This is a genomic window from Paenibacillus sp. BJ-4 (assembly GCF_020404765.1).
Taxonomy (GTDB): domain Bacteria; phylum Bacillota; class Bacilli; order Paenibacillales; family Paenibacillaceae; genus Paenibacillus.
This window is the reverse complement of the sequence record NZ_JAIVEM010000006.1, coordinates 271170-290635: the sequence shown is the minus strand read 5'-3', so window position 1 is coordinate 290635 and position 19466 is coordinate 271170. Positions and strand designations below refer to the sequence as shown.

The 19466-nt window shown below is 47.5% G+C and carries 19 protein-coding genes; 8 read left to right on the top strand and 11 right to left on the bottom strand.

Annotated elements, in window-relative coordinates:
* Positions 1-8 precede the first annotated feature (8 nt).
* Positions 9-4004 (bottom strand): type VII secretion protein EssC, encoded by a 3996-nt coding sequence (essC, locus tag LCF57_RS03215; RefSeq protein ID WP_225999407.1) that lies wholly within the window; start codon positions 4002-4004, stop codon positions 9-11.
* 67 nt (positions 4005-4071) lie between these two features.
* Positions 4072-4392: a hypothetical protein gene (locus LCF57_RS03210; protein WP_225999406.1), complete on the bottom strand. Its 321-nt coding sequence runs from the start codon at positions 4390-4392 to the stop codon at positions 4072-4074.
* Positions 4393-4785: 393 nt separating this feature from the next.
* Between LCF57_RS03210 and LCF57_RS03205 the strand changes: the two genes are divergently transcribed.
* On the top strand, positions 4786-5025 hold the full coding sequence (locus LCF57_RS03205; protein ID WP_025716873.1) for a hypothetical protein: 240 nt from the start codon (positions 4786-4788) through the stop codon (positions 5023-5025).
* A 130-nt stretch (positions 5026-5155) separates the two neighbouring features.
* Here the strand turns inward: LCF57_RS03205 and LCF57_RS03200 are convergent, their stop codons facing one another.
* The gene (locus tag LCF57_RS03200) at positions 5156-5305 is read right to left on the bottom strand and encodes a hypothetical protein (RefSeq protein WP_225999405.1); all 150 of its coding nucleotides are present in this window, start codon (positions 5303-5305) and stop codon (positions 5156-5158) included.
* A gap of 218 nt (positions 5306-5523) precedes the next feature.
* On the opposite strand from LCF57_RS03200, the gene LCF57_RS03195 reads away from it, so the two are divergent.
* Complete coding sequence (locus LCF57_RS03195) at positions 5524-6543, top strand: flagellar motor protein MotB (RefSeq protein ID WP_225999404.1); 1020 nt, start codon at positions 5524-5526, stop codon at positions 6541-6543.
* Positions 6544-6594: 51 nt separating this feature from the next.
* Here LCF57_RS03195 and LCF57_RS03190 read toward each other — a convergent pair whose 3' ends face one another.
* Both LCF57_RS03190 and rsgA read right to left on the bottom strand, forming a co-directional pair.
* The gene (locus LCF57_RS03190; protein ID WP_025716871.1) at positions 6595-6933 is read right to left on the bottom strand and encodes a L,D-transpeptidase; all 339 of its coding nucleotides are present in this window, start codon (positions 6931-6933) and stop codon (positions 6595-6597) included.
* Positions 6934-7016: 83 nt separating this feature from the next.
* Entirely contained in the window at positions 7017-8114 is a 1098-nt protein-coding gene (rsgA, locus tag LCF57_RS03185) for a ribosome small subunit-dependent GTPase A (RefSeq protein WP_225999403.1), read from the bottom strand.
* A 155-nt stretch (positions 8115-8269) separates the two neighbouring features.
* Between rsgA and LCF57_RS03180 the strand changes: the two genes are divergently transcribed.
* The gene (locus LCF57_RS03180; RefSeq protein WP_225999402.1) at positions 8270-8467 is read left to right on the top strand and encodes a hypothetical protein; all 198 of its coding nucleotides are present in this window, start codon (positions 8270-8272) and stop codon (positions 8465-8467) included.
* 161 nt (positions 8468-8628) lie between these two features.
* On the opposite strand, the gene LCF57_RS03175 is transcribed toward LCF57_RS03180, so the two are convergent.
* Positions 8629-9225, bottom strand: a complete 597-nt coding sequence (locus tag LCF57_RS03175) for a metalloregulator ArsR/SmtB family transcription factor (protein WP_225999401.1) — start codon at positions 9223-9225, stop codon at positions 8629-8631.
* Between the two features lie 339 nt (positions 9226-9564).
* Here LCF57_RS03175 and LCF57_RS03170 point away from each other — a divergent pair, with 339 nt between their 5' ends.
* The 3 genes from LCF57_RS03170 to LCF57_RS03160 all read left to right on the top strand — a co-directional run bounded on the left by LCF57_RS03170 (position 9565) and on the right by LCF57_RS03160 (position 11626).
* The gene (locus LCF57_RS03170; protein ID WP_225999558.1) at positions 9565-10545 is read left to right on the top strand and encodes a YpdA family putative bacillithiol disulfide reductase; all 981 of its coding nucleotides are present in this window, start codon (positions 9565-9567) and stop codon (positions 10543-10545) included.
* A gap of 13 nt (positions 10546-10558) precedes the next feature.
* Positions 10559-11002, top strand: a complete 444-nt coding sequence (locus LCF57_RS03165; protein WP_225999400.1) for a DUF441 domain-containing protein — start codon at positions 10559-10561, stop codon at positions 11000-11002.
* 111 nt (positions 11003-11113) lie between these two features.
* On the top strand, positions 11114-11626 hold the full coding sequence (locus LCF57_RS03160; protein WP_225999399.1) for an ADP-heptose synthase: 513 nt from the start codon (positions 11114-11116) through the stop codon (positions 11624-11626).
* 130 nt (positions 11627-11756) lie between these two features.
* Here LCF57_RS03160 and LCF57_RS03155 read toward each other — a convergent pair whose 3' ends face one another.
* Positions 11757-12059 (bottom strand): HesB/YadR/YfhF family protein, encoded by a 303-nt coding sequence (locus LCF57_RS03155; RefSeq protein WP_152381388.1) that lies wholly within the window; start codon positions 12057-12059, stop codon positions 11757-11759.
* Between the two features lie 349 nt (positions 12060-12408).
* Positions 12409-12594, bottom strand: coding sequence for a hypothetical protein (locus tag LCF57_RS03150; RefSeq protein WP_225999398.1), 186 nt, complete (start codon positions 12592-12594; stop codon positions 12409-12411).
* 50 nt (positions 12595-12644) lie between these two features.
* Between LCF57_RS03150 and LCF57_RS03145 the strand changes: the two genes are divergently transcribed.
* Both LCF57_RS03145 and LCF57_RS03140 read left to right on the top strand, forming a co-directional pair.
* Positions 12645-14402 (top strand): ABC transporter ATP-binding protein, encoded by a 1758-nt coding sequence (locus LCF57_RS03145; RefSeq protein ID WP_225999397.1) that lies wholly within the window; start codon positions 12645-12647, stop codon positions 14400-14402.
* Positions 14402-16597: an ABC transporter ATP-binding protein gene (locus LCF57_RS03140; RefSeq protein ID WP_225999396.1), complete on the top strand. Its 2196-nt coding sequence runs from the start codon at positions 14402-14404 to the stop codon at positions 16595-16597. Before LCF57_RS03145 ends, LCF57_RS03140 begins: the two co-directional genes overlap by 1 nt.
* 146 nt (positions 16598-16743) lie before the next feature.
* On the opposite strand, the gene LCF57_RS03135 is transcribed toward LCF57_RS03140, so the two are convergent.
* The 3 genes from LCF57_RS03135 to LCF57_RS03125 all read right to left on the bottom strand — a co-directional run bounded on the left by LCF57_RS03135 (position 16744) and on the right by LCF57_RS03125 (position 19450).
* Positions 16744-17712, bottom strand: coding sequence for an S-layer homology domain-containing protein (locus tag LCF57_RS03135; protein WP_225999395.1), 969 nt, complete (start codon positions 17710-17712; stop codon positions 16744-16746).
* 107 nt (positions 17713-17819) lie between these two features.
* Positions 17820-18536, bottom strand: coding sequence for a hypothetical protein (locus tag LCF57_RS03130; protein ID WP_225999394.1), 717 nt, complete (start codon positions 18534-18536; stop codon positions 17820-17822).
* On the bottom strand, positions 18533-19450 hold the full coding sequence (locus LCF57_RS03125; RefSeq protein ID WP_225999393.1) for an ATP-binding cassette domain-containing protein: 918 nt from the start codon (positions 19448-19450) through the stop codon (positions 18533-18535). Before LCF57_RS03125 ends, LCF57_RS03130 begins: the two co-directional genes overlap by 4 nt.
* Positions 19451-19466 lie beyond the last annotated feature (16 nt).

Here is a 19466-nt window from a genome sequence, read left to right as displayed (position 1 = left end):
ACCTCCCTTCAAACTACAACATGCCATCGGTCACGAATTTTCGTTATCCAATCCTCACAGCTCACTTGCTCTGAGAAAGGAATTGCCGCTTTTATCCTGGTAAATTTGCGCCGTACGTAGTATCCCTGTCCAGGCGGCAGGACTTTTAGGCCACCCGCAGCGGCATTCGCTTCCGAATAGGGGATACGAAAGAACGATAAATCATTCGAATCCAGTGTTCCAAAAAGCATGCCGCTTTGACTTGCCTTGACATCATTGAACCAGTCTACCCCAAAGGTTGGGAAATCAGATGGCACACCCGATAGCACGACATGCACATTACGATCACGTCCCAACCGTACAATGGCGGAGAGCTGATCCTTTATCATAAAATCGTTCAGCTGTTTGCTTAACATATCCGCATCATCAATAACCAGCAGTAATTCAGGGTCATTTCCATCCTTGCTTCGCTGTTGAACGATATCATGCACTTGCTGTACCAGAGGCCCGATTTCTTCTTCGCTTTCGGCCGCAGCCTTGACATGAGGAAGATGCCGCAACCGCGATAATCCACCGCCCCCATAACGGGTATCAAGCGTATAGACTTCCAGCTGTCCTGGTGAGGTGTAATAAGCCAGCGATAGAATCCAGCTCATCAGGAAGGATGTTTTTCCTCCCTCCATAGGACTGCCGACGATAAAATTAGGACCCTCTTTTAGATTCAGGAGGAAAGGCTCAAGATCGTCACTCTGTAGACCTACAGGCACCTCATAAGGGAGCGCACCGGAAGGCCCAGCTGTCCGATCCCACTGCTGTAACAGTTCCGCCAGTGGAATATGCTCAGGCAACGGGAGAATGGCTGGTGCGTGCGCACCCTTCCATTCCTGTACAATGCTCGCGATATTGCGGCGCAGCCGTGCCGATCGTTCCGTCTCATCTTCTCCCGGTGAAGGCAATGCCGTCTGGAACTCAAGCGGTGGAATATGTCCTTTTACCAGGGCGCGGCCCGGAATCAAAGGTCCTGGCGTTTTCGCCGGCCGTCCTACCGCGTAATAATAATCACTCGGATCGGACAATTCAAAAGAAACAGCATTCGGAATGTTACTGCGGAATTTCTCAAACACATCCGTAATCCGGTTCGCAGTGATGATGAACGTGATACCCAAACTGCCACCTTCACGCAAAAGAGATTCCAGCAGTTCATTTTCATCCGGATAAGCATTACGGAAATTAAGGTAGCCATCAATAGCTACGACAATTTGCGGTACATCCTCGACCGCAGAACGGCGATACGAGCTTATCGTTTTGACGCCAGCTTCGGAAATCAATTCCTTGCGTAAAGCAACCAGCTTGAACAGATAACGGAACAACCGCTTGATCCGGTCGTCCTCCTCTGCCATCATAACAGCACCGATTTGCGGAAGTTCCCCAAAATCGCGCATCGTCCGACCCATGTCAATGATATAACCGTTCCAACGGTTCGCATCAAAGCGCTGAGCTGTCGACATCAGCAGCGTCTGTAAAAAGGTCGTTTTCCCCATGCCCGGCATGCCGTACACCGCCCAATGGCCATGATCCAGCGCTGCATAAATTGGCTCCTGTCGCTGATTCGGCAAATCATCCACCAGACCAATAAGAGCCTTCAGCTCCAAAGGTGATGATGTACTATCTATTTCGGTGCATGGAGGCAAATTTGTTAAATCCAGCAATTCAGGCAGCGGCGGAAGCCACGGTCCCTGAAGCCGTTCGATCCCTGCCTTAGCAGCCTCATTCGCAATATAATCAATAAAAACTTGAAGCTGTTTAGGGGCTTCTTCTCCTTTTAAGCCTGAGCTTGCACGTTCGCCGCCTGTCAGTAGTGCTTCACGTTTCCCGTTCAGTCTCACTTCATGTACAGGCAGTGCAGAAGAAATATCGCTGTTGCCTATATACGGTGCACCGCTCCAAGCAAACTGCATCTCTTCAAACACCTCGTCGCTACCGACTTGAAAATACCCTCGTCCCGGCTTGGTAATCCACGCCGCATTCGGTATTTTCAGCATATCACGGCTATCGCCTTCGCTCTGCACCCGAAGACAGATACGGAATCTGGAGTTACTCCAGATTTTATCGTCTACGACCCCGGCGGGCTTTTGGGTTGCCAAGATCAGATGGACACCCAACGTCCGCCCAATCGCTGCAATACTGATTAGCTCGTCCATAAACTCTGGCTGATCCCGTTTTAGTTGTGCAAATTCATCAATAATAATAACCAGATGAGGCAGCGGCTGTTCGTGCCGCTGCCGGAGTAATCTGTAATACTCATCAATATGCTGTAAATTGCCTGCATCGTTCAATATTTTCTGTCGACGAACCAGTTCTGCCTTGAGGGATATTTTGGCGCGTTCGATCAAGTTATTGTCCAAATTCGTAATCGTACCCACAACATGCGGCAGGTTGACGAACGTATTGGACATGCCGCCGCCCTTGTAGTCAATCAGCATAAAAGCAAGATCATGCGGGTGAAACTCGGCCGCAAGCGAGGCCACGATAGACTGAATAACCTCACTCTTCCCTGAACCCGTCGTACCCGCGATCAGACCGTGGGGACCATGTCCCTGGCGCTCTATTTTATCATGCAGATTAATCATAATCTTCTTGCCGCCTGCTCGCACACCCATCGGTACGGGTAAAGTATCAGGGTGACGGTTCCGCCGCCACCGCTCTGTTACATCCAGTTCCTCCACATCCGCTACGCTCATCATATCAAACAAAGGCAGTACAGATGGAATATCCGAAGCCGAGGAGCGCTTCAATCGAATAGGAGCCATATACCGTGCCAATGCATCGGCTTCCCCTTTGGACAAACGATCCGGCTTAAAGCTCTGTTGTTCAACCTCTGCCGATTCCGATTTGCGAGCATATACCCCCTGCTCCTTGGAAGCCTCCACGATCAGCTGACACTGCATCGGCAATGCTTCCTTACGGGAAGCAAGCACGATCGTGCACGCATCAATGGCTCGTCCGTCTTCCAGTAATAATGGAAGCAAAGGCTCTTCCTCAATGAGCTGGCTATCGGATAAAACAATCAGGTAGCAAGGGACTTCCATCCCTTTTCCGTGACGTTCGCTGCGATTGTTTTTACGGCGGTTTAGCCTGGCAAACAGAAAATCAGCTAATTGATGGGTGCTGCTGCTGCGGTCTGACATCATCCTCTGGGTTCTGTCATCATCCCACACATGCGGAAGCCAGCGCATCCAGGCCCATTCACTTTCCTCTCGCTCATCATAAAAGGACGCGATTTTCACTTCATCCGGCGAGTGACGCACAGCTACCTGCGCCAGAATCACTCTTAAGGCAGCAAGAGTATGCTCTCGTTCACCGACCAGTCCTACTACTTTGGATTGAAACAACGGTAATGCAATGGAAGCAGCATTCACCAGACGGAACTCTTCCTCCAACTCATCCGCAGCCCCCAACAGGGGGTCACGGTCGTAGCCGTCCGGACGCGGGATTTGCAATTTAATATGAAAGGGAACTTGTCCAGTCCCAATACGGACCTGTAAAAAATCCTCATCCTCCGGAGATCGTTCCCAAAGAGAACTGTTGCGGTTTTTGACGATTTGAGCGCATATTTGCGGATCACCGTGAATTTCATACAGCGTGCGAATTTGTTCCTCGCGCTTCAATTCAAGCTCTTCACGATGCTTCTGGAGCTGTTCCCGGTACATCCGGTCGCGTTCCTCCAGCTTGCGCTTATATTCCTTTTTATTATTTAGGTATACGAAAAAAGGAATCGTATACGATGTTAGCATCATGACCACCGTAACCATCTGGAACATCAGATAGTTACTATTGCCCATTTTGCCCGTTCTGCTCATATATACATAAAAGCCTACAGTCACCAACGTCATCATTAAAGGAATAAGTATAGATATAATAGAAAAAGACGGCTTGCTCGGCTCAGCCGGAGGCCGTAAAATCTCCAGCTTCTCCTCTCGGAGTGCCGGCCTTAATCTCGGGGATCGCTGGTATAATACATTCAAGACAAAAGTCCCCCTTTTCGCTTACTATTTCATTTTACCAAGGTTTCATATAATTTCATGTGTGTATTTACCCATTTTTTTCGTTTTGAAACAGCGAACGCCGTCCATATACAGGTGCTTCGTCCTGGGTTGTCGAAAAGGCACGCTGAATACGCACCGTACAGCCTTCCCGCAAGCCTGCCCCTGTAAGTAGCTGGTCGTCCTCCACTCTGAACCAAAGCCCCTCCGGGAACTTTGCTTCCATAATATATTGCATTCCCTCTGCCGGAGACTCCCCAAAAATGCGCACACCCAGCATCAGCTTCAAATGCTCCACCGAATATTCATCAGCCACCTCGATGTCAAACCACTCTGTTTCCTGTCGTCCTGAAAGCACGGTCAGGATCATCTGTCATCCCTCCCGATCCTTAATTAATACAGTAAAGTTCACACAAAAAGCCTTTTTTCGATAGAAAGATGGCTATCGTAACTGTAGCATTCACCTATTAGACTGTCAATTTGTTACAAAATACCCACTCTCAAAATAATATAAAGCCTTTAGTCGCATTTTACCAAATTATAAAGAGCCAATTGTATCACAAATTTATATTTAATAGTTTTAAATAGTCGCATCTACGTCATTTTATCAATTGCTTAGAACTAAACTCGATTGTTACCCAGATTATTGTGAACACTTTGTAAATTTCTCAGACCTTTATGTTTTTATAAGGTGTTTTTAAGGTAATTTTAAGAAACGGGCTCTACAATAAAGCCATGAAATAACTCAGGTGAGGTGATTTTTGTGAGAACATTAATTACATTTCAAAACAAACGTATTCCCGTTTACTTCAATCAAGATAACAAGCAGCCTATGCAAAAAACATTGAAACTTCTAAGCAACACTTTGGAGAACAAAATCTCCAGCGGCAAGCGTGCCCTTCAGAAATGTCTTAACTCTTTGATCAGCATAGAGATTATTGGCTGTGAAGCCATCCTGCATAGCGTTAGTGAAAATGATTCATTGGCACTGTCCCTCTACTAAGAGGGACTATTTTTTTGTCTGAATACAGACACAAAAAAGAGAGGGCTCTCCAGCACCCTCTCCATATCAGCGGATTTGAAACATGAACTATGTGACCTTGCCGTCATCTGTGCATTTGATCAGATTCTGCTTATAAAACTCTGCGATAGCCTTTTTTAGCGCCTCGTTCCTGTTTCTGCGCCTTCTCTATTCGTATTCTAAACAGTTCCAGTAAGTTAGCGCGTGTATGTTCTTCCCGGCAGTTGTCCAGCTTTTTCAAAATAAAACGGTCAATGGACATATGACTCAGGCTCCTTTACAGCATGCTGCCCCTGCTATTCTGATGGATGATCAGGCTATCCATTTTTAACCATTCTATAGGTTATTTAAACATGTACGGTCCTTGTAGGATACAGTGTGGATGGATTACATCTCCTTTAAATCGGGTAAATACATAGAGTTTCAAAAGTTTGATCCCACTTAAGCCTGATAGCTACAGACAAGGAGCGAGCAGAAATCATGAGCAAACGCCGAATGATCAAAATAGGCTGTAACCTGATATGCACTTTGTTATTTTTAACTATTCTAGCTGCGTGCAGCAGGGAAAAGGCATCTACCCGGAGTATCGCACAGCATGAAGCAGAAGCACGCGCTTATACTGTCACCGGCAATCCGAATCAGGGTGCATCAACCCTTGATGAGCGAGCTGCCAGCCGTTCCCCCGTGCATCAGCAAGGCAGCAGCTATCTCGAAATATCGGGGAACGTAAGTATAGACGAAAATACCGTCAAGGTTACAGGACACTCCAATCTCCCCGCCGGAGCACGGATTAAAGGGAATCTCGCGGTCAAAAACTCCCTGTTAACCGGATACACTGACGAGACAGCGATCCAAAAGGACGGAAGTTTTGTACTCCGAGTGCAACGACCTGGCATACAGGGCAGTATGGATCTGACCGTTCTGTTTCGCCCGGACGATCAAGTCGATGCGATACGAAATCTTTATGGCAGCGGCGGTAACAAGCTGGAAGGGCCATATGTATATCAATACGAGGAAAAGGAACGGCTATTGCAAGAAGTACGGATTGGCGCTGAGCTTGATCCCGAGCAGGATCGCACTACTCCACTGGTTAAACCTGTCTGGAACAAACCTAAGGACTACGGCAGCCCCCAAGTGTGGATTAAGCCTGATGTGAAACAAGAAGGCAATTATTATCATGTATATGCACGCAGCAATTTGCTGGAGGGTTCCGATGTCAAGCTCACGATTGATTTCCCGGGGCGATGGCAGTTTGGCTACGATGACCAAACTAAAGTCATGCCTGACGGTTCCTTCAGCATGAGGGTCAAAAAACCGAGCCTTGCCAACCGCTACACCCTGGTCATAAACTACGAGCCGAACGAAGATATATGGATCAACGCTAAGCAGGTATACGGTACACGTGGAGAACGTCTTTCGGGATCGTTAGTCAAAGTTGCGAACGACAAAGAGGGCTCCAAGCGGATTGAAGCCCGTATCCCTATCCAGCCCAAATCGTAACGGACCAGCGCACATAGCTAAAAGTCGAACTCTTTGTCGGTCAGTAATCCGCTAAGACTGGATCGTAACAGGTGTGCCCACGCTTACCTTCTCCTGAAGCTCAAGTACATCCTTGTTCTGCATTCGGATGCAGCCATGTGACACCATCTGGCCAATAGATGAAGGATCATTGGTCCCGTGAATGCCATAATGTGGCTTGGACAGCCCCATCCAGAACGCTCCGAAAGGGCCGCCGGGATTGGGCTGTTTGTTAATGATCGTAAATTGTCCATACGGTGTCTGTGTAGCCAACTTACCGATACCGACCGGATAACTTTGCACGATCTGACTGCCATCTTTTAAATACAAACGACGCTCCGATAGATCCACCAAAATGCTGTAATTCGGCATATGCTCACCCCTTTACACCATATGCCGATTACTTCATAGATTTTCTTGTATTTTTTACAAATGATATTTCAATGCAGCTTGGCTTACCACTCCACATCCCGTCGCCAACCACTTCGCTGATCCCTTCGGCCCGTGGTTGTGCTTGTACGGCTATCCTTTCTCCGCCGATCCGCTTCCTTGCGCGCCTGATATTCCAGCTCTCGCTGCATCTTGCGATAATTGTTCACCCTCGATTCTGACAGTCCCCCCGTCTGTACAGCTTCCTCCACTGCGCATCCAGCTTCCCCCTTGTGCTTACAATCCACAAACCGACAATTTTGCGCTATGTCGGTAATATCGGCAAAGGTATGAGCGACGCCCGTAGAATCATCCCACAGGTTAAGCTCACGCATGCCGGGCGTATCCAGCAGGACAGCTTGCTTGGCGATGGGAAAAAGCTGTCGGTGAGTTGTCGTATGCCGTCCCCGGCTGTCTTCCTCCCTCACATCTTGTGTCAGCTGAACTTCGGCTCCAGACAGCCAGTTCACAATCGTTGATTTACCGCTACCGGAAGAGCCCGTCAAGGCAATGGTGCAGCCGGGTTGAAGAAACGCCTCCAACTGCTCCCTACCTTCGTTTTGCAGAGCAGAAATAACGATGACAGGGACACCGGGAGCTACCCCCTCCGCTTCTGCGATCCGTGCTTCAACATCGTGACATAGGTCGCTCTTACTCAACACGACCACCGGGTTCACCCCACTGTTCCAAGCCATAATCAAATACCGTTCCAGTCTGCGTACATTAAAATCATGATTCAACGCATTTACGAGAAAGAGAGTATCCACATTAGTCGCTATCAGTTGCTCCTTTGTCTCAAAGCCCGCAGCCTGCCGGGATATTCGGCTTTTGCGTGGCAGGACGGCATGGATCACAGCATCCGACACTCCATCCGGTGTGGTGATCGCCACCCAATCCCCGACAGCCGGCATTTCGGCGGGATCATCGATGAAATGTCGCAGCTTGCCAGAAGAGGCTCCCCAGCGTTCCCCATCCATCGTGATAAGCTTGACTTTTTGCCCATAATCGGCGATCAAGCGGGCAGGCCGTAGCTGTGAATGTCCTGCACGTTCCTCAAAACTTTGCTTCCATTGGTCCCAATAACCGTTCCAGTAATCAGACCAACCGTATTCATGTATACTCATCGTTTTCCTCCTTAGAGTTATCTTTGTTTTTTTGATTTTTGTGTTGTTCGAATATAGCGTTGTTCAAATATAGTGTTGTTCGAAATGTGCACCTTTTTTCCCGCAAGCAAACAATGCAAAAAATCCGCAGGGAAATCCCTGCGGAGGATGTATGTATGGCTAAGGCCCATATGATCCGTCGTTCGTTCATTCAAGCAGTCTTACGTACGGACCACTTCCCGGAACCAACAACCGTAAACAAAGGACACCTAACCATAAAAAAATCCGCAGGGAATTACTCCCTGCGGATTTCGTCGGTTCTACTGTCCAACCAACTGCTAAGCCAAAACTATATACTGTACAGTCTTAGCTGAGCATCGTCCGTGCGGGAGACAAGTCATTCTGCTGCTGAACCCATCCATTCTTGTTCGTACGCATATAACATCGCCTCCTCCTAAAATTTCCTTTATCATACAAGTCGATAAATCGTCTGTCAAGCCTGCCGCGAAACTTTCTTCAATTTTTTTAGTTTCGTTTAGCGCACTTGATCCCAGCGCGTCCACATCTCACGTGGATTCAATTCGTACATTTCCTGTTCTCTGTACATAAACTGATGCATAATCAGCTCACGTCGAATCGTTGCAAAATCGTCATGGTACTGTTTAATCCACTCGTTTAATTCACGTTCAGGATATACGCGGCCCGGCTCCAGCTTTTCTGCCAGCATCTGAAGCACGATCAGCTTTTTCTTGTACTGTGCAGGAATTTGGCGCAGCTTGCCGTCCTTGGCAAAAAAATTGCGCAAAACCGTCGCCTCCAATGTTTCATTAAGCTCTGACATCTCTTTCTCCCCCTCTCCCTTTTCAAAGATAAAACGTACCGTCGCCTCGGCATGCTGCCGGATCAGCTCCGGATTCAATGTAAAATACACCGTATTTTTGTCCCGTCGTTCTTTGATTAATCCAGCCTCACGGAGCTTGGAAGCATGATGCGTAACGGTCGGTTGGGATAAATTCAGCTTTTTCGCCAAAGCTTGACCATGCATCTCTCCACCGGACAAAAGGAGTAATATACGCATACGCGTCGGATCAGCAAGTGCTTTATGATAATTGACCATCTTATCCAGCTGCATCGTGATAACACCTCTTTCCCTTAATCCATACCTGCTCTACCAACGAACTCAATCACTAAAATTAGATATATATCTAATTATATGTTTGTTGAAAACATGTGTCAATCCTATCCTTCCATTACTTCTTCCTGAAATCGGCTGGATATTATGTGCGCATTGCGGTAGGATTATTATTTGAAAACTTCTTACATACCCGTGCATTTTCCATCCATTCAGAGAGCAGTTTTCATGGATCAAAATGTAAATCGGAATGATTCGAAAGTGATGTACAATGCTGATCCTGTGATAAATTAACGCAGTACACCAATACATTGGAGGTTCATCTATATGCACGACTATATGCACGACGTAATTATTATCGGTGGCGGTCCATGCGGGCTATCCGCTGCTATCGAATGCAGCCGCAAAGGTTTGCAAACCGTCATTATTGAAAAAAGCAACATTGTCCACTCTATTTTTCTGTATCCGACGAACATGCAGTTTTTTAGCACCGCCGAACTGCTGGAGATCGGTGATGTTCCGTTCAGCACCCCCAATGACAAGCCTTTTCGTCATGAAGCTTTGGCGTATTACCGTAAAGTAGCAACACATTATAACCTGAACATTCAGCATTATGAGGAGGCTCGATCCATTGCTCGTCAGAATGACGGTACATTTACTGTTCATACCATGAGCAAGCGTGGAAAATCCCAAACGTATTCGTCCCGCTATGTCGTAGTGGCTACAGGATATTTTGATCATCCGAACTATTTGGGCATTCCCGGGGAAGAATTAGATAAAGTCACTCACTATTTCAGCGAAGCCCATCCTTACACAGGAACCCGGGTCGCAGTCATCGGCGGCAGTAACTCCGCAGTAGATGCAGCGATGGAATTGGTACGAGTCGGGGCTGCGATTGATATGGTGTATCGTCGGACCGAGCTGTCTCCATACATTAAGCCGTGGGTGCGCCCACTGTTCGACAGTATGGTACAAAAGGGGAAAATTACGCTGCACTTAGGTGCTCGTATTACGGAAATTCATCCAGACCATGTAGTAGTCACTCCGCTGGATGCAGAAGCATTCCGACTGGAGAATGATTTTGTGCTGGCACTGACCGGGTTTCATCCGGAACGAAAACTACTCGAATCTGTCGGCGTCCATATGGCTGAAGATATAGATAAACCCGAGTTTGATCCTGCCACGATGGAAACGAATATACCAGGTATATATGTGGCAGGCGTGATCGCTTCCGGCAGCAATGCCAATGAGGTATTCATTGAAACTGGTCGCTGGCATGGACGTCAAATTGCTGAGCATATACAAAGCCAAACGAACTAAGGAGAACACCGATATGGATTACAGCTCACTTATTTTACTGGCGCTGGCTGGTCTTGGAATTATCAGCGGCAATTCCACTGTAACCATCGCCATGGTTGTATTATTGCTGCTGCGGGTAACCAGTTTTCATACTGCTTTCCCTTGGCTCGAAAAGTACGGCTTGACGATTGGAATTATTATCCTGACAATCGGGGTCATGACCCCGCTAGCCAGCGGTAAAATCAGCATTAATCAAGTGTTGGAATCCTTTATGCACTGGAAGTCACTGCTCGCGATTGTCATCGGCATCCTGGTAGCCTATCTTGGCGGTCGCGGAGCAACCTTGATGTCTGGTCAACCTATTATTGTGACAGGTCTGCTTATCGGAACTGTCATTGGCGTTGCATTCTTTAAAGGAGTTCCTGTAGGGCCACTTATTGCCGCCGGACTGCTGTCTTTGTTGATCGGCCGCTCCTAAATCCTTGGCTCATGCTACAAATGAAAGCAATCTGCATGTCGGGCTGAATTTAGTCCCGCTTTTGTGTTATACTCTTATCGCATAATTGGGTAAATGCAGGAGGCTTGACCGATGTCTCGACAATTTGTAACGGAAGCTGTAATGGTGGCCATATACGGCCAGTTGCTTACATCTCCCGCCCCTGTGGAATATATAGTGCCTTATACATCGCTGCTGGAGCTATACGAGTTTCAGGATAGCACGGAGCCTCTCATGGATAATCCTATGGACGATCAGCATGTAAAGCGAAAGGTAAGCGAGCTCATCAGCTATTTTGAAGAACCATTGAATCAGAAAAAAATCCGGCGCGCCCTTCAGATGCCCTGGGCCAAAAGCTTGCCCATTCTATTCGATGCCAACACCTCGCTCATTGTTATTAATGCTGTGGATACGGCACACTACGGGGAATATTTTGATCCGATCGAAACCGAGCTGGTACTGACCGCCCAGCGTGAAGCATTGCCCATTTTGACAGACCAATTGGATTGGATTCACCGCATTATTGAAGCTTCTGTACCTGTACACGTATATGATATTGATGATTTTGATTTTGCGGTCGATGATCCGATGTTTAACAATCCTTAACATATGACATCGCCTTAAACACAATAAAGCGGCGGAGTATCATGCGCAGGCTAATTCCCTGCAGCACGGTGCTCCGCCGCTTTTTCATGTCGATGAACAGCTCTTGTACACTATTTTTGTCGTTGGGATATTACACTTGCGCTTCCTCGGTGTAGGTGTAAATAATGTCATCATGTTCCTCCAAATACTTGACTTGCAGATCATGACCCTTCAGGTACCAGTAATCCTGATCCTCCATATAAAACGTAATGCCAGCCGCTTTATGCTGCAATACGGGATGCTGCGGAGGCTCTACGGAAATTCCCAGAGAAAAGCCTGGATGCAACCCGCCGCCAGAACTGTAGCGAACAAAAAAACGGATCGCATCTCCTTCATTCAAGCCAAGCTCCTTAATGTACCACTGTGCCGCAGGCTCAGTTACCTGTATACTCATGCGTTGCGCTCATCTCCTTATACAATGAAATCCTGTTAACTATATCATAGCATCTTTTGGAATGACCACCAACCGCCCTGCTCAAGCTGGTCTTTTGATACAAGTCATATACATTTTTTTGAAAAAGGTTTGACAATTCGCAAAAAAGGGTGTTAAGATTCAACCATACGAGATCCATTTTGAAATTTATTACAATTTGAACGCTTACTCGCGTAAGAATGAACCCAATTTGAGGAAGAAAGGAGTGTTTCCGGTGCTAAAATTCCATATTACATTTTACCCACATCTACACACACAACAACTTCATACCGGAGCATCTCCCCTGTCGCACCTTTCGGAATTGGGCCATTCACGTTGTATGGTTTAATACGAGTGGTTGTCTGTGTTTGAGCAGTTTTTCAGTGGTGAGTGTGCTGAAAATACCTGCGCGCCATATGATATTGAGATTTAAGGCATATCGTCTGCGGACGGTATGCCTTTTTTGCGCCTGTTGTCCGATGAAGTTCGTGGCAGCAAGCCACTGTTGTTTTTTCAAAATGGTACACAACTCTCGAATGAGCTTGTTATGAAAGGATGGGATTCCACTTGTTTTCGGTATTCAAAAATTTAAGTTGGTTTTTTAAAAGAGAACGAAGCCGATATTTCATTGGATTGTTTATGCTGATAGCCGTTGGTATTGTAGAGCTGGCTCCTCCTCGGCTGTTAGGTAGCGCCATTGATGAGATCGTGCGCGGTACGATTTCCTGGTCCTCCCTTTGGCGTTATATTTTTATGATTTTGGGTATTCTCGCCGTCATCTACTACGTTACGTACATATGGATGCACAAGCTGTTTGGGGGTGCCAATCTGGTGGAGCGCCTGCTTCGCACACGCTTCATGAATCATCTGCTACGGATGACGCCGCCCTTTTTTGAGCGCAACCGCACAGGGGATTTGATGGCTCGTGCCACGAACGACCTGCGCTCCGTAGCAAGTACAGCCGGCTTCGGCATGCTGACACTAACAGACTCCACAGTCTATCTGACCGTTGTACTGGTTGCCATGGGTACCCTGATTAGCTGGAAGCTGACACTGGCGGCGATCCTGCCGCTGCCTTTTATTGCGTTGGCCATGAGCATCTACGGCAAAGCCGTTCACGAACGCTACACACTCGCACAGGATGCATTTGGCGATATGAACGACCAGGTGTTGGAATCAGTGGCAGGTATCCGGGTCATTCGCGCCTATGTGCAGGAGCGGATGGATGAAAAGCGTTTTGCAGATATTACCGAGGACGTATTTCGTAAAAATTTGGCAGTCGCCCGAATGGACGCCCTCTTTGAACCAACAATCCGCTTATGCGTAGGACTTAGTTACGTCATCGGTCTCGGCTATGGAATTTATCTGGTATTTCATAACGATATCACGCTGGGCGAGCTGGTCTCCTTTAATATGTATCTGGGAATGATGATTTGGCCGATGTTTGCCATCGGCGAGCTGATTAACATCATGCAGCGCGGCAGCGCATCTCTGGATCGGGTCAATGAAACGCTCCATGTCCAGCCAGACGTACAGGATGTAGCCCATCCCGTATCGGTTAACCGTCCTGAGTCCATTACGATGAAAGACGTTACCTTCCGTTATCCCACTTCCACTGTCGATAATTTGTCGCATGTGAGCCTGAATTTGAAACGTAGTGAAACGCTAGGCGTTGTCGGTCGGACCGGTAGCGGGAAGTCCACTTTGCTCAAACAACTTTTGCATGAGTACCCAACAGGCAGCGGTGATATTTTAATTTCTGGCACAAGGCTGGAGGACATTGCCGTCGAACAATTGCACAGCTGGATCGGATATGTGCCACAGGAGCAAATTTTGTTCTCCAAATCGGTACGTGAGAACATTCAGTTCGGTAAACCTGGTGCAGATGATGACGACATTATGGAAGCGATCCGTACTGCCGCCTTTGATCAGGATCTGGGCACTCTCTCCGATGGACTGGATACACTGGTTGGGGAAAAAGGTATTGCCCTGTCCGGCGGCCAGAAGCAACGTGTTTCGCTCGCGCGCGCCTTTATCGGTGACCCGGATATTTTGTTGCTCGACGATGCACTGTCAGCAGTAGATGCCCGAACGGAAGCACGTATTATTGAAAATATCCGGCGTAAGCGCTCGGGTAAAACAACCCTGATCTCCACTCACCGTCTCTCGGCTGTCGAACATGCAGACCGGATCGTCGTGCTGGAGCAAGGACGCATTATTGAGGAAGGAACCCACAGCGAGCTGCTTGAGGCTGGCGGCTGGTACCGGCAGCAGTACGAACGGCAGCAAGTGGAATCTGATCTGACCTCAGGGGAGGTATCCTAATGAAACCCAATATCGGCAAAAGGCTGTTCCAGTACGCCCTGACGAGCAAAGCAGGTTTTATCGCTGCACTCATCGCACTGGCTATTGGAGTAGCCGCCGAGCTGGCCGGACCCTTCATCGCCAAAACGATGATCGACGACCATATGCTCGCTATAGAAAAACCATTTTATGAAACAACGAGTGTGGACGGCACTGTAAGCTTTGCCGATACCCACTTTAAGCGTGAAGACCGCTTTGAGCCCGGAGAAGCCAAAGGTCGCGAAGCGAGAATTTTACAAGTTGACAAATCCTTTGTATTTGTTAATGGCTCGGTGCAGGTGGCTGATGGCAATCGTTCCTTTGCCAACGGTACACTGACGGTGACACGCGGCTCCGACACCTTTCGCTATGAAGCCAAGGCTTTGACTGCTGATGAGCTGTATAGCTTTTACAAACCGGAAATGCCCGGCATCTTTCAGTTGATTGGCTGGTATTGCTTCTTTCTGGTCGTTTCGATCTTTGCCGAGTTTGGCAAAACGTACTGGCTGCAATCCTCTGCCAACAAGGTCATTCAGAGGCTTCGGCTGGACCTCTACGCGCACATTCAACGGCTGCCGGTTTACTTTTTTGACAACCTGCCCGCAGGCAAGGTCGTATCGCGTGTTACGAATGACACTGAAGCGGTCAAAGACTTGTTCGTAGCCGTACTGTCAAACTTCACCTCCGGTATTGTGACAATGACAGGGGTATATGTTGCACTCTTCCTGCTGGACTTCAGACTGGGTCTAATCTCCTTGTTCATTGTGCCGCTGCTGATCTTGTGGATTGTGTTATACCGTAAGGTTGCCACACGCTACAATACGATCATTCGGTCCCGGCTCAGTGAAATCAATGCGATTATCAATGAATCTATTCAGGGTATGTCCATTATTCGTGTATTCCGGCATCAGAAGCAAACGCAAACCGAGTTCGAAGCATTGAATGATGACTATATGAAGCATCAGAATAAAATGCTGAATTTGAACGCTTTTACTTCGCACAATTTGGTCAATGTGTTGAGAAACCTCGCCTTTGCTGTCGTGTTGTGGTATTTCGGATCTAAGGCACTCGGCACCGCAGACAGTGCGATATCACTAGGCGTCCTGTATGCGTTCGTCGATGTGCTGGGACGACTGTTCCAGCCTATGACAGGTATGGTCAACCAACTCGCTGTACTAGATTCGTCCATCGTGTCCTCTGGACGGGTATTTGAGCTGATGGATGAAACCGGAGAACCCGTGACGGACGGCACTATGCCGCGCTACAAAGGCCAGGTAGAATTTGACGACGTATCTTTTGCCTACAAAAAGGATGATGTGCTTAAGCATATTTCCTTTACAGCACAGCCCGGCCAAACGGTTGCCCTAGTCGGACATACCGGATCAGGTAAAAGTTCGATTATTAACCTGCTGTTCCGCTTCTATGATCCGCAAAAAGGAACGATCACCATTGACGGAACACCTGTCAAGGAAATCCCTAAGCAATGGCTTCGTCATCATATGGGTATTGTTCTTCAAGATCCGTATTTGTTTACAGGTACGGTAGCCTCCAATGTCAGTCTCGGAGACAGCCGCATCACCAGAGAACAGGTGGACAAAGCGCTGCGTGACGTTGGAGCTGACAAATTGTTGTCACACTTGCCGCAAGGCTTTGATGAACCCGTTATTGAAAAAGGTAGTACCTTATCAGCCGGACAGCGCCAGCTTATTTCCTTTGCACGCGCACTGGCCTTCGATCCAGCCATTTTGATTTTGGATGAAGCGACTGCCAATATTGACACCGAAACGGAGGCGCTCATTCAATCTGCCCTTGAGGTACTTAAAAAGGGGCGCACGACCTTTATCATAGCTCACCGTTTATCGACCATTCGCAGTGCAGATCAAATTTTGGTGCTGCATCGGGGTGAAATTGTGGAGCGCGGTAGCCATGACGAGCTTATGGCTCATGGCGGTCGTTATTTCCAAATGTATCAGCTTCAGTCGGGAACGGTTGGAACAGATACAGCAGCCTCATCGTCTGTTTCATCTCCCGCACAGGATGGCTTGCTTGCCGGTAAAGATACTGTAGCCGTAATGGCTACGGTTTCTGGAAAGTCCAACAACCGGGCGGGTTCCAGTGCCTCACAGAAAGCGGGCTCCGGCCAAAGCGGACCCGGCTTGGCTGGCGGAAACGCTTAAGTCAGCTCGTAAAGCTTGAAATAAACGATATTTCCTTAGGCAAAAGACCAGCATGATGCATTAAAAAACCAGCAAGTTTCCGTTGTAAATAGGAAACTTGCTGGTTTTATTTTTTTATATTATATTCCTCAAATCGGCTCCAGACCTTATTTAGCTACCGATGAACCTGTTCCTGCGGGGGGAGATACTGTTCCTTCTACGGCTTTGAGCGTAACTTTATATTTGCTGTCCACCAATGTACTTGTATGGGTATCCGTAATGACCTGGATGTTCATTTCCCCCGGCTTTGGACTTGTTAACTTGTAGTAAATGACTGCATTCGTATCATCTATATAGTCGATATGATCTACTTCAATACCGTAACCCGGATTAGGTGCCTGCAAACGGGTGATTGTCACCTTGTTCTGCTGGTCATTCGTCTTCTCTATGCTCATACTAACATTATTTTGCTGAACCGGGTCTGCAGGCTCGACGGGAGTTTCAGGAGTAGCTTTAACCGGCTTATGATTTTGCACAAATTCAGATGCATTATAGACCATTTCCGCTGCCTCCATTCGAGTTACTTTACGATCCGGATTAAAGTTGCTCTGTTCGTCCAATTTTGCAATTTGGGTCAACAGCAGGAATTGAACCGCTTCATTTGAATCCTGGTCCAGCTTTTTGCCGTCCGCTACATTAATGTACATACGGACAGTTGGGTATTCTCCTGTGGCAATCACTGCTTTATACAGAATGTTTGCGAATTGTTCCCTTGTCATGCGGGTGCTCGGGTCAATATCCGGTGACAAAGGGATTTGATGCTGGGCTGCGATCCGGTAGGACTTGGCATACCATGCTGAAGCGGGAATGTTTGCAAAGGAACCGGTTGTGAAATCGGGCATAACCTGAAGATCCATAGCATTAACGACCAAATGCACTCCTTGTGCATACGTAAGGGTTTGATCAGGTGCAAACTTGTCCTTGGTTATTCCCTGAATAATACCTTTCTGCTGAAGCGAATTAACGATTTTCTCCTGCTCAGCTCCTTTTATATCACGAAAAGCAGAAGCTGACGTTGCCACTGCCAATGAGCAGATGACGAGCAGAGCAGCTGCCACACTTTTACTTTTTTTCATGAGGTGCACCTCCATTTTTAACTATGTTCTATACTTATCGACGCAATAGAAGCTGCAAATGTTTCACATATGCACAAAAGGATTGCAAAACAGCACCGTTCTTGCGATTAGTGTAACCCGTTAAGCTCTTTTCTGCTCACAATCTTTATGTACACACCAATCAGCACAAAAGCATATAACACAGGAAGTAGCAATGACCAAATAACCTCTCCTAACGGCAACTGTTCGAGATTCATCATCGCATTTACATTCATATGAGCAGGTGGAAGAATCCATATCATCCATTCAGCTCCCACCGGAAGCAACTCCGCTAGGCGTGGTCCGGCAAGCGATACAGTGAGCGCGATGATAACCAATGACAGGCTGCGATTCGTTTTCGCTATAAAAATCCGCTGGCAAAACAGCGATAGGGACAACCCTAGTAATGCAAGCGATAAATGACCTATAATACCCACCACCCATTGCAGCACAGAAGGAACGTGCACAAACATTTTGAAAACTACCGGATAAATCACGGCAACCCCTGTCATAAAAACAAGCATGATATATGCTGCTATTAACTCGGCACTAAAATATATCCAATGCTGTCGATTATGTTGAACTGACAACTGTTTTTGTACGGGGTGCTCGTGGTTCAACAGACTGATTCCCAGCCATGCGGAAGCAAAAAATAATAAAAGGGCAGTAACACTGTAGCTGTCAGCTATAGGGCTGGGCTTGTAAGAATAGATCAGCATCATGGCAAAAAAATAGATCACTACAGGCGGTACATAACGCCGTGAACGCGTATAGCTTTGTAATATGTAACGGATAGCAAAAATCATGAGATCGTTCCCTCTCCCTCACGTCTGCGAACTGCAGCAGAATTAGCAGCATCAAAAATATCATCGGAAAATTGTGCGTCCTGATGTACGGAAACAATAGAGGCTCCCGATTGTATCAAATTCAGCAGCAGCCGATTTCCCGCCTCCTTCTCCACAGTCACGCGAATATGATCACCCTCATTAACGACCATCCACTCCGTCTGCTCACTAGCGAGCAAACTCTCTGCCTCCAACGTTGATATCCCTGTGCATACAATCTGTTGTATTGTCCGTAGTACACGATGCGGATCGTACTGTGCCACAAGACGACCATGATCCAATACAAGCACTTGCCGTGCCGCCTGCTGCACAAGCTCCGGCTCATGGCTGGATGCCAGTATTGTAATACCCTGTTCACTTAATTCGGACAACAGCTTAATCATTGATGCTTGCGTGTCCACATCCACGCCACCAAGTGGCTCGTCCAGCAACAATAACTCCGGCCTACCCAAAAGTGCCTGTGTCAGGTTAACCTTTTGCAGCATCCCTTTGGAAAAACCACGCATATCACGATCAGCAGCATGCATTAACGAAAATTGCTCCAGCCGAAAATCAATTTCCCGCCTTAATTCGTCCCGCTGCACTCCCTGCATGAGGCCCATATGCTGTAAATACTGTCGAGGTGTAAAATTCAGCTGCGGCAGCCGATCAGGCGCATAGCCGACATGTATCGAAGCTCCGGATCGCCACTCAATTGACCCGGAGCTGGGGCGTAGCAAACCTGCCAGTAAAAGCAGCAGTGTACTTTTACCGGAACCATTTTTCCCTACAATTGTAATCCAATCTCCCTGCTTAATAGTAAAAGTAAAGTCGTCCAAGGCCGCTACATTCTTATATCGTTTACTTACATTGCGCATTGTTGCAAGAATACTCACCTGTATCTCGCTCTCC

Coding starts and splice junctions, on each gene's coding strand:
- LCF57_RS03210 (WP_225999406.1), bottom strand. CDS start 4,392: ATGATCCTGACCGTGCTTTCAGGACGACAGGAAACAGAGTGGTTTGAC.
- LCF57_RS03200 (WP_225999405.1), bottom strand. CDS start 5,305: ATGTCCATTGACCGTTTTATTTTGAAAAAGCTGGACAACTGCCGGGAA.
- LCF57_RS03195 (WP_225999404.1), top strand. CDS start 5,524: ATGAGCAAACGCCGAATGATCAAAATAGGCTGTAACCTGATATGCACT.
- LCF57_RS03190 (WP_025716871.1), bottom strand. CDS start 6,933: ATGCCGAATTACAGCATTTTGGTGGATCTATCGGAGCGTCGTTTGTAT.
- rsgA (WP_225999403.1), bottom strand. CDS start 8,114: ATGAGTATACATGAATACGGTTGGTCTGATTACTGGAACGGTTATTGG.
- LCF57_RS03180 (WP_225999402.1), top strand. CDS start 8,270: ATGGCTAAGGCCCATATGATCCGTCGTTCGTTCATTCAAGCAGTCTTA.
- LCF57_RS03175 (WP_225999401.1), bottom strand. CDS start 9,225: ATGCAGCTGGATAAGATGGTCAATTATCATAAAGCACTTGCTGATCCG.
- LCF57_RS03170 (WP_225999558.1), top strand. CDS start 9,565: ATGCACGACGTAATTATTATCGGTGGCGGTCCATGCGGGCTATCCGCT.
- LCF57_RS03165 (WP_225999400.1), top strand. CDS start 10,559: ATGGATTACAGCTCACTTATTTTACTGGCGCTGGCTGGTCTTGGAATT.
- LCF57_RS03160 (WP_225999399.1), top strand. CDS start 11,114: ATGTCTCGACAATTTGTAACGGAAGCTGTAATGGTGGCCATATACGGC.
- LCF57_RS03155 (WP_152381388.1), bottom strand. CDS start 12,059: ATGAGTATACAGGTAACTGAGCCTGCGGCACAGTGGTACATTAAGGAG.
- LCF57_RS03140 (WP_225999396.1), top strand. CDS start 14,402: ATGAAACCCAATATCGGCAAAAGGCTGTTCCAGTACGCCCTGACGAGC.
- LCF57_RS03135 (WP_225999395.1), bottom strand. CDS start 17,712: ATGAAAAAAAGTAAAAGTGTGGCAGCTGCTCTGCTCGTCATCTGCTCA.
- LCF57_RS03130 (WP_225999394.1), bottom strand. CDS start 18,536: ATGATTTTTGCTATCCGTTACATATTACAAAGCTATACGCGTTCACGG.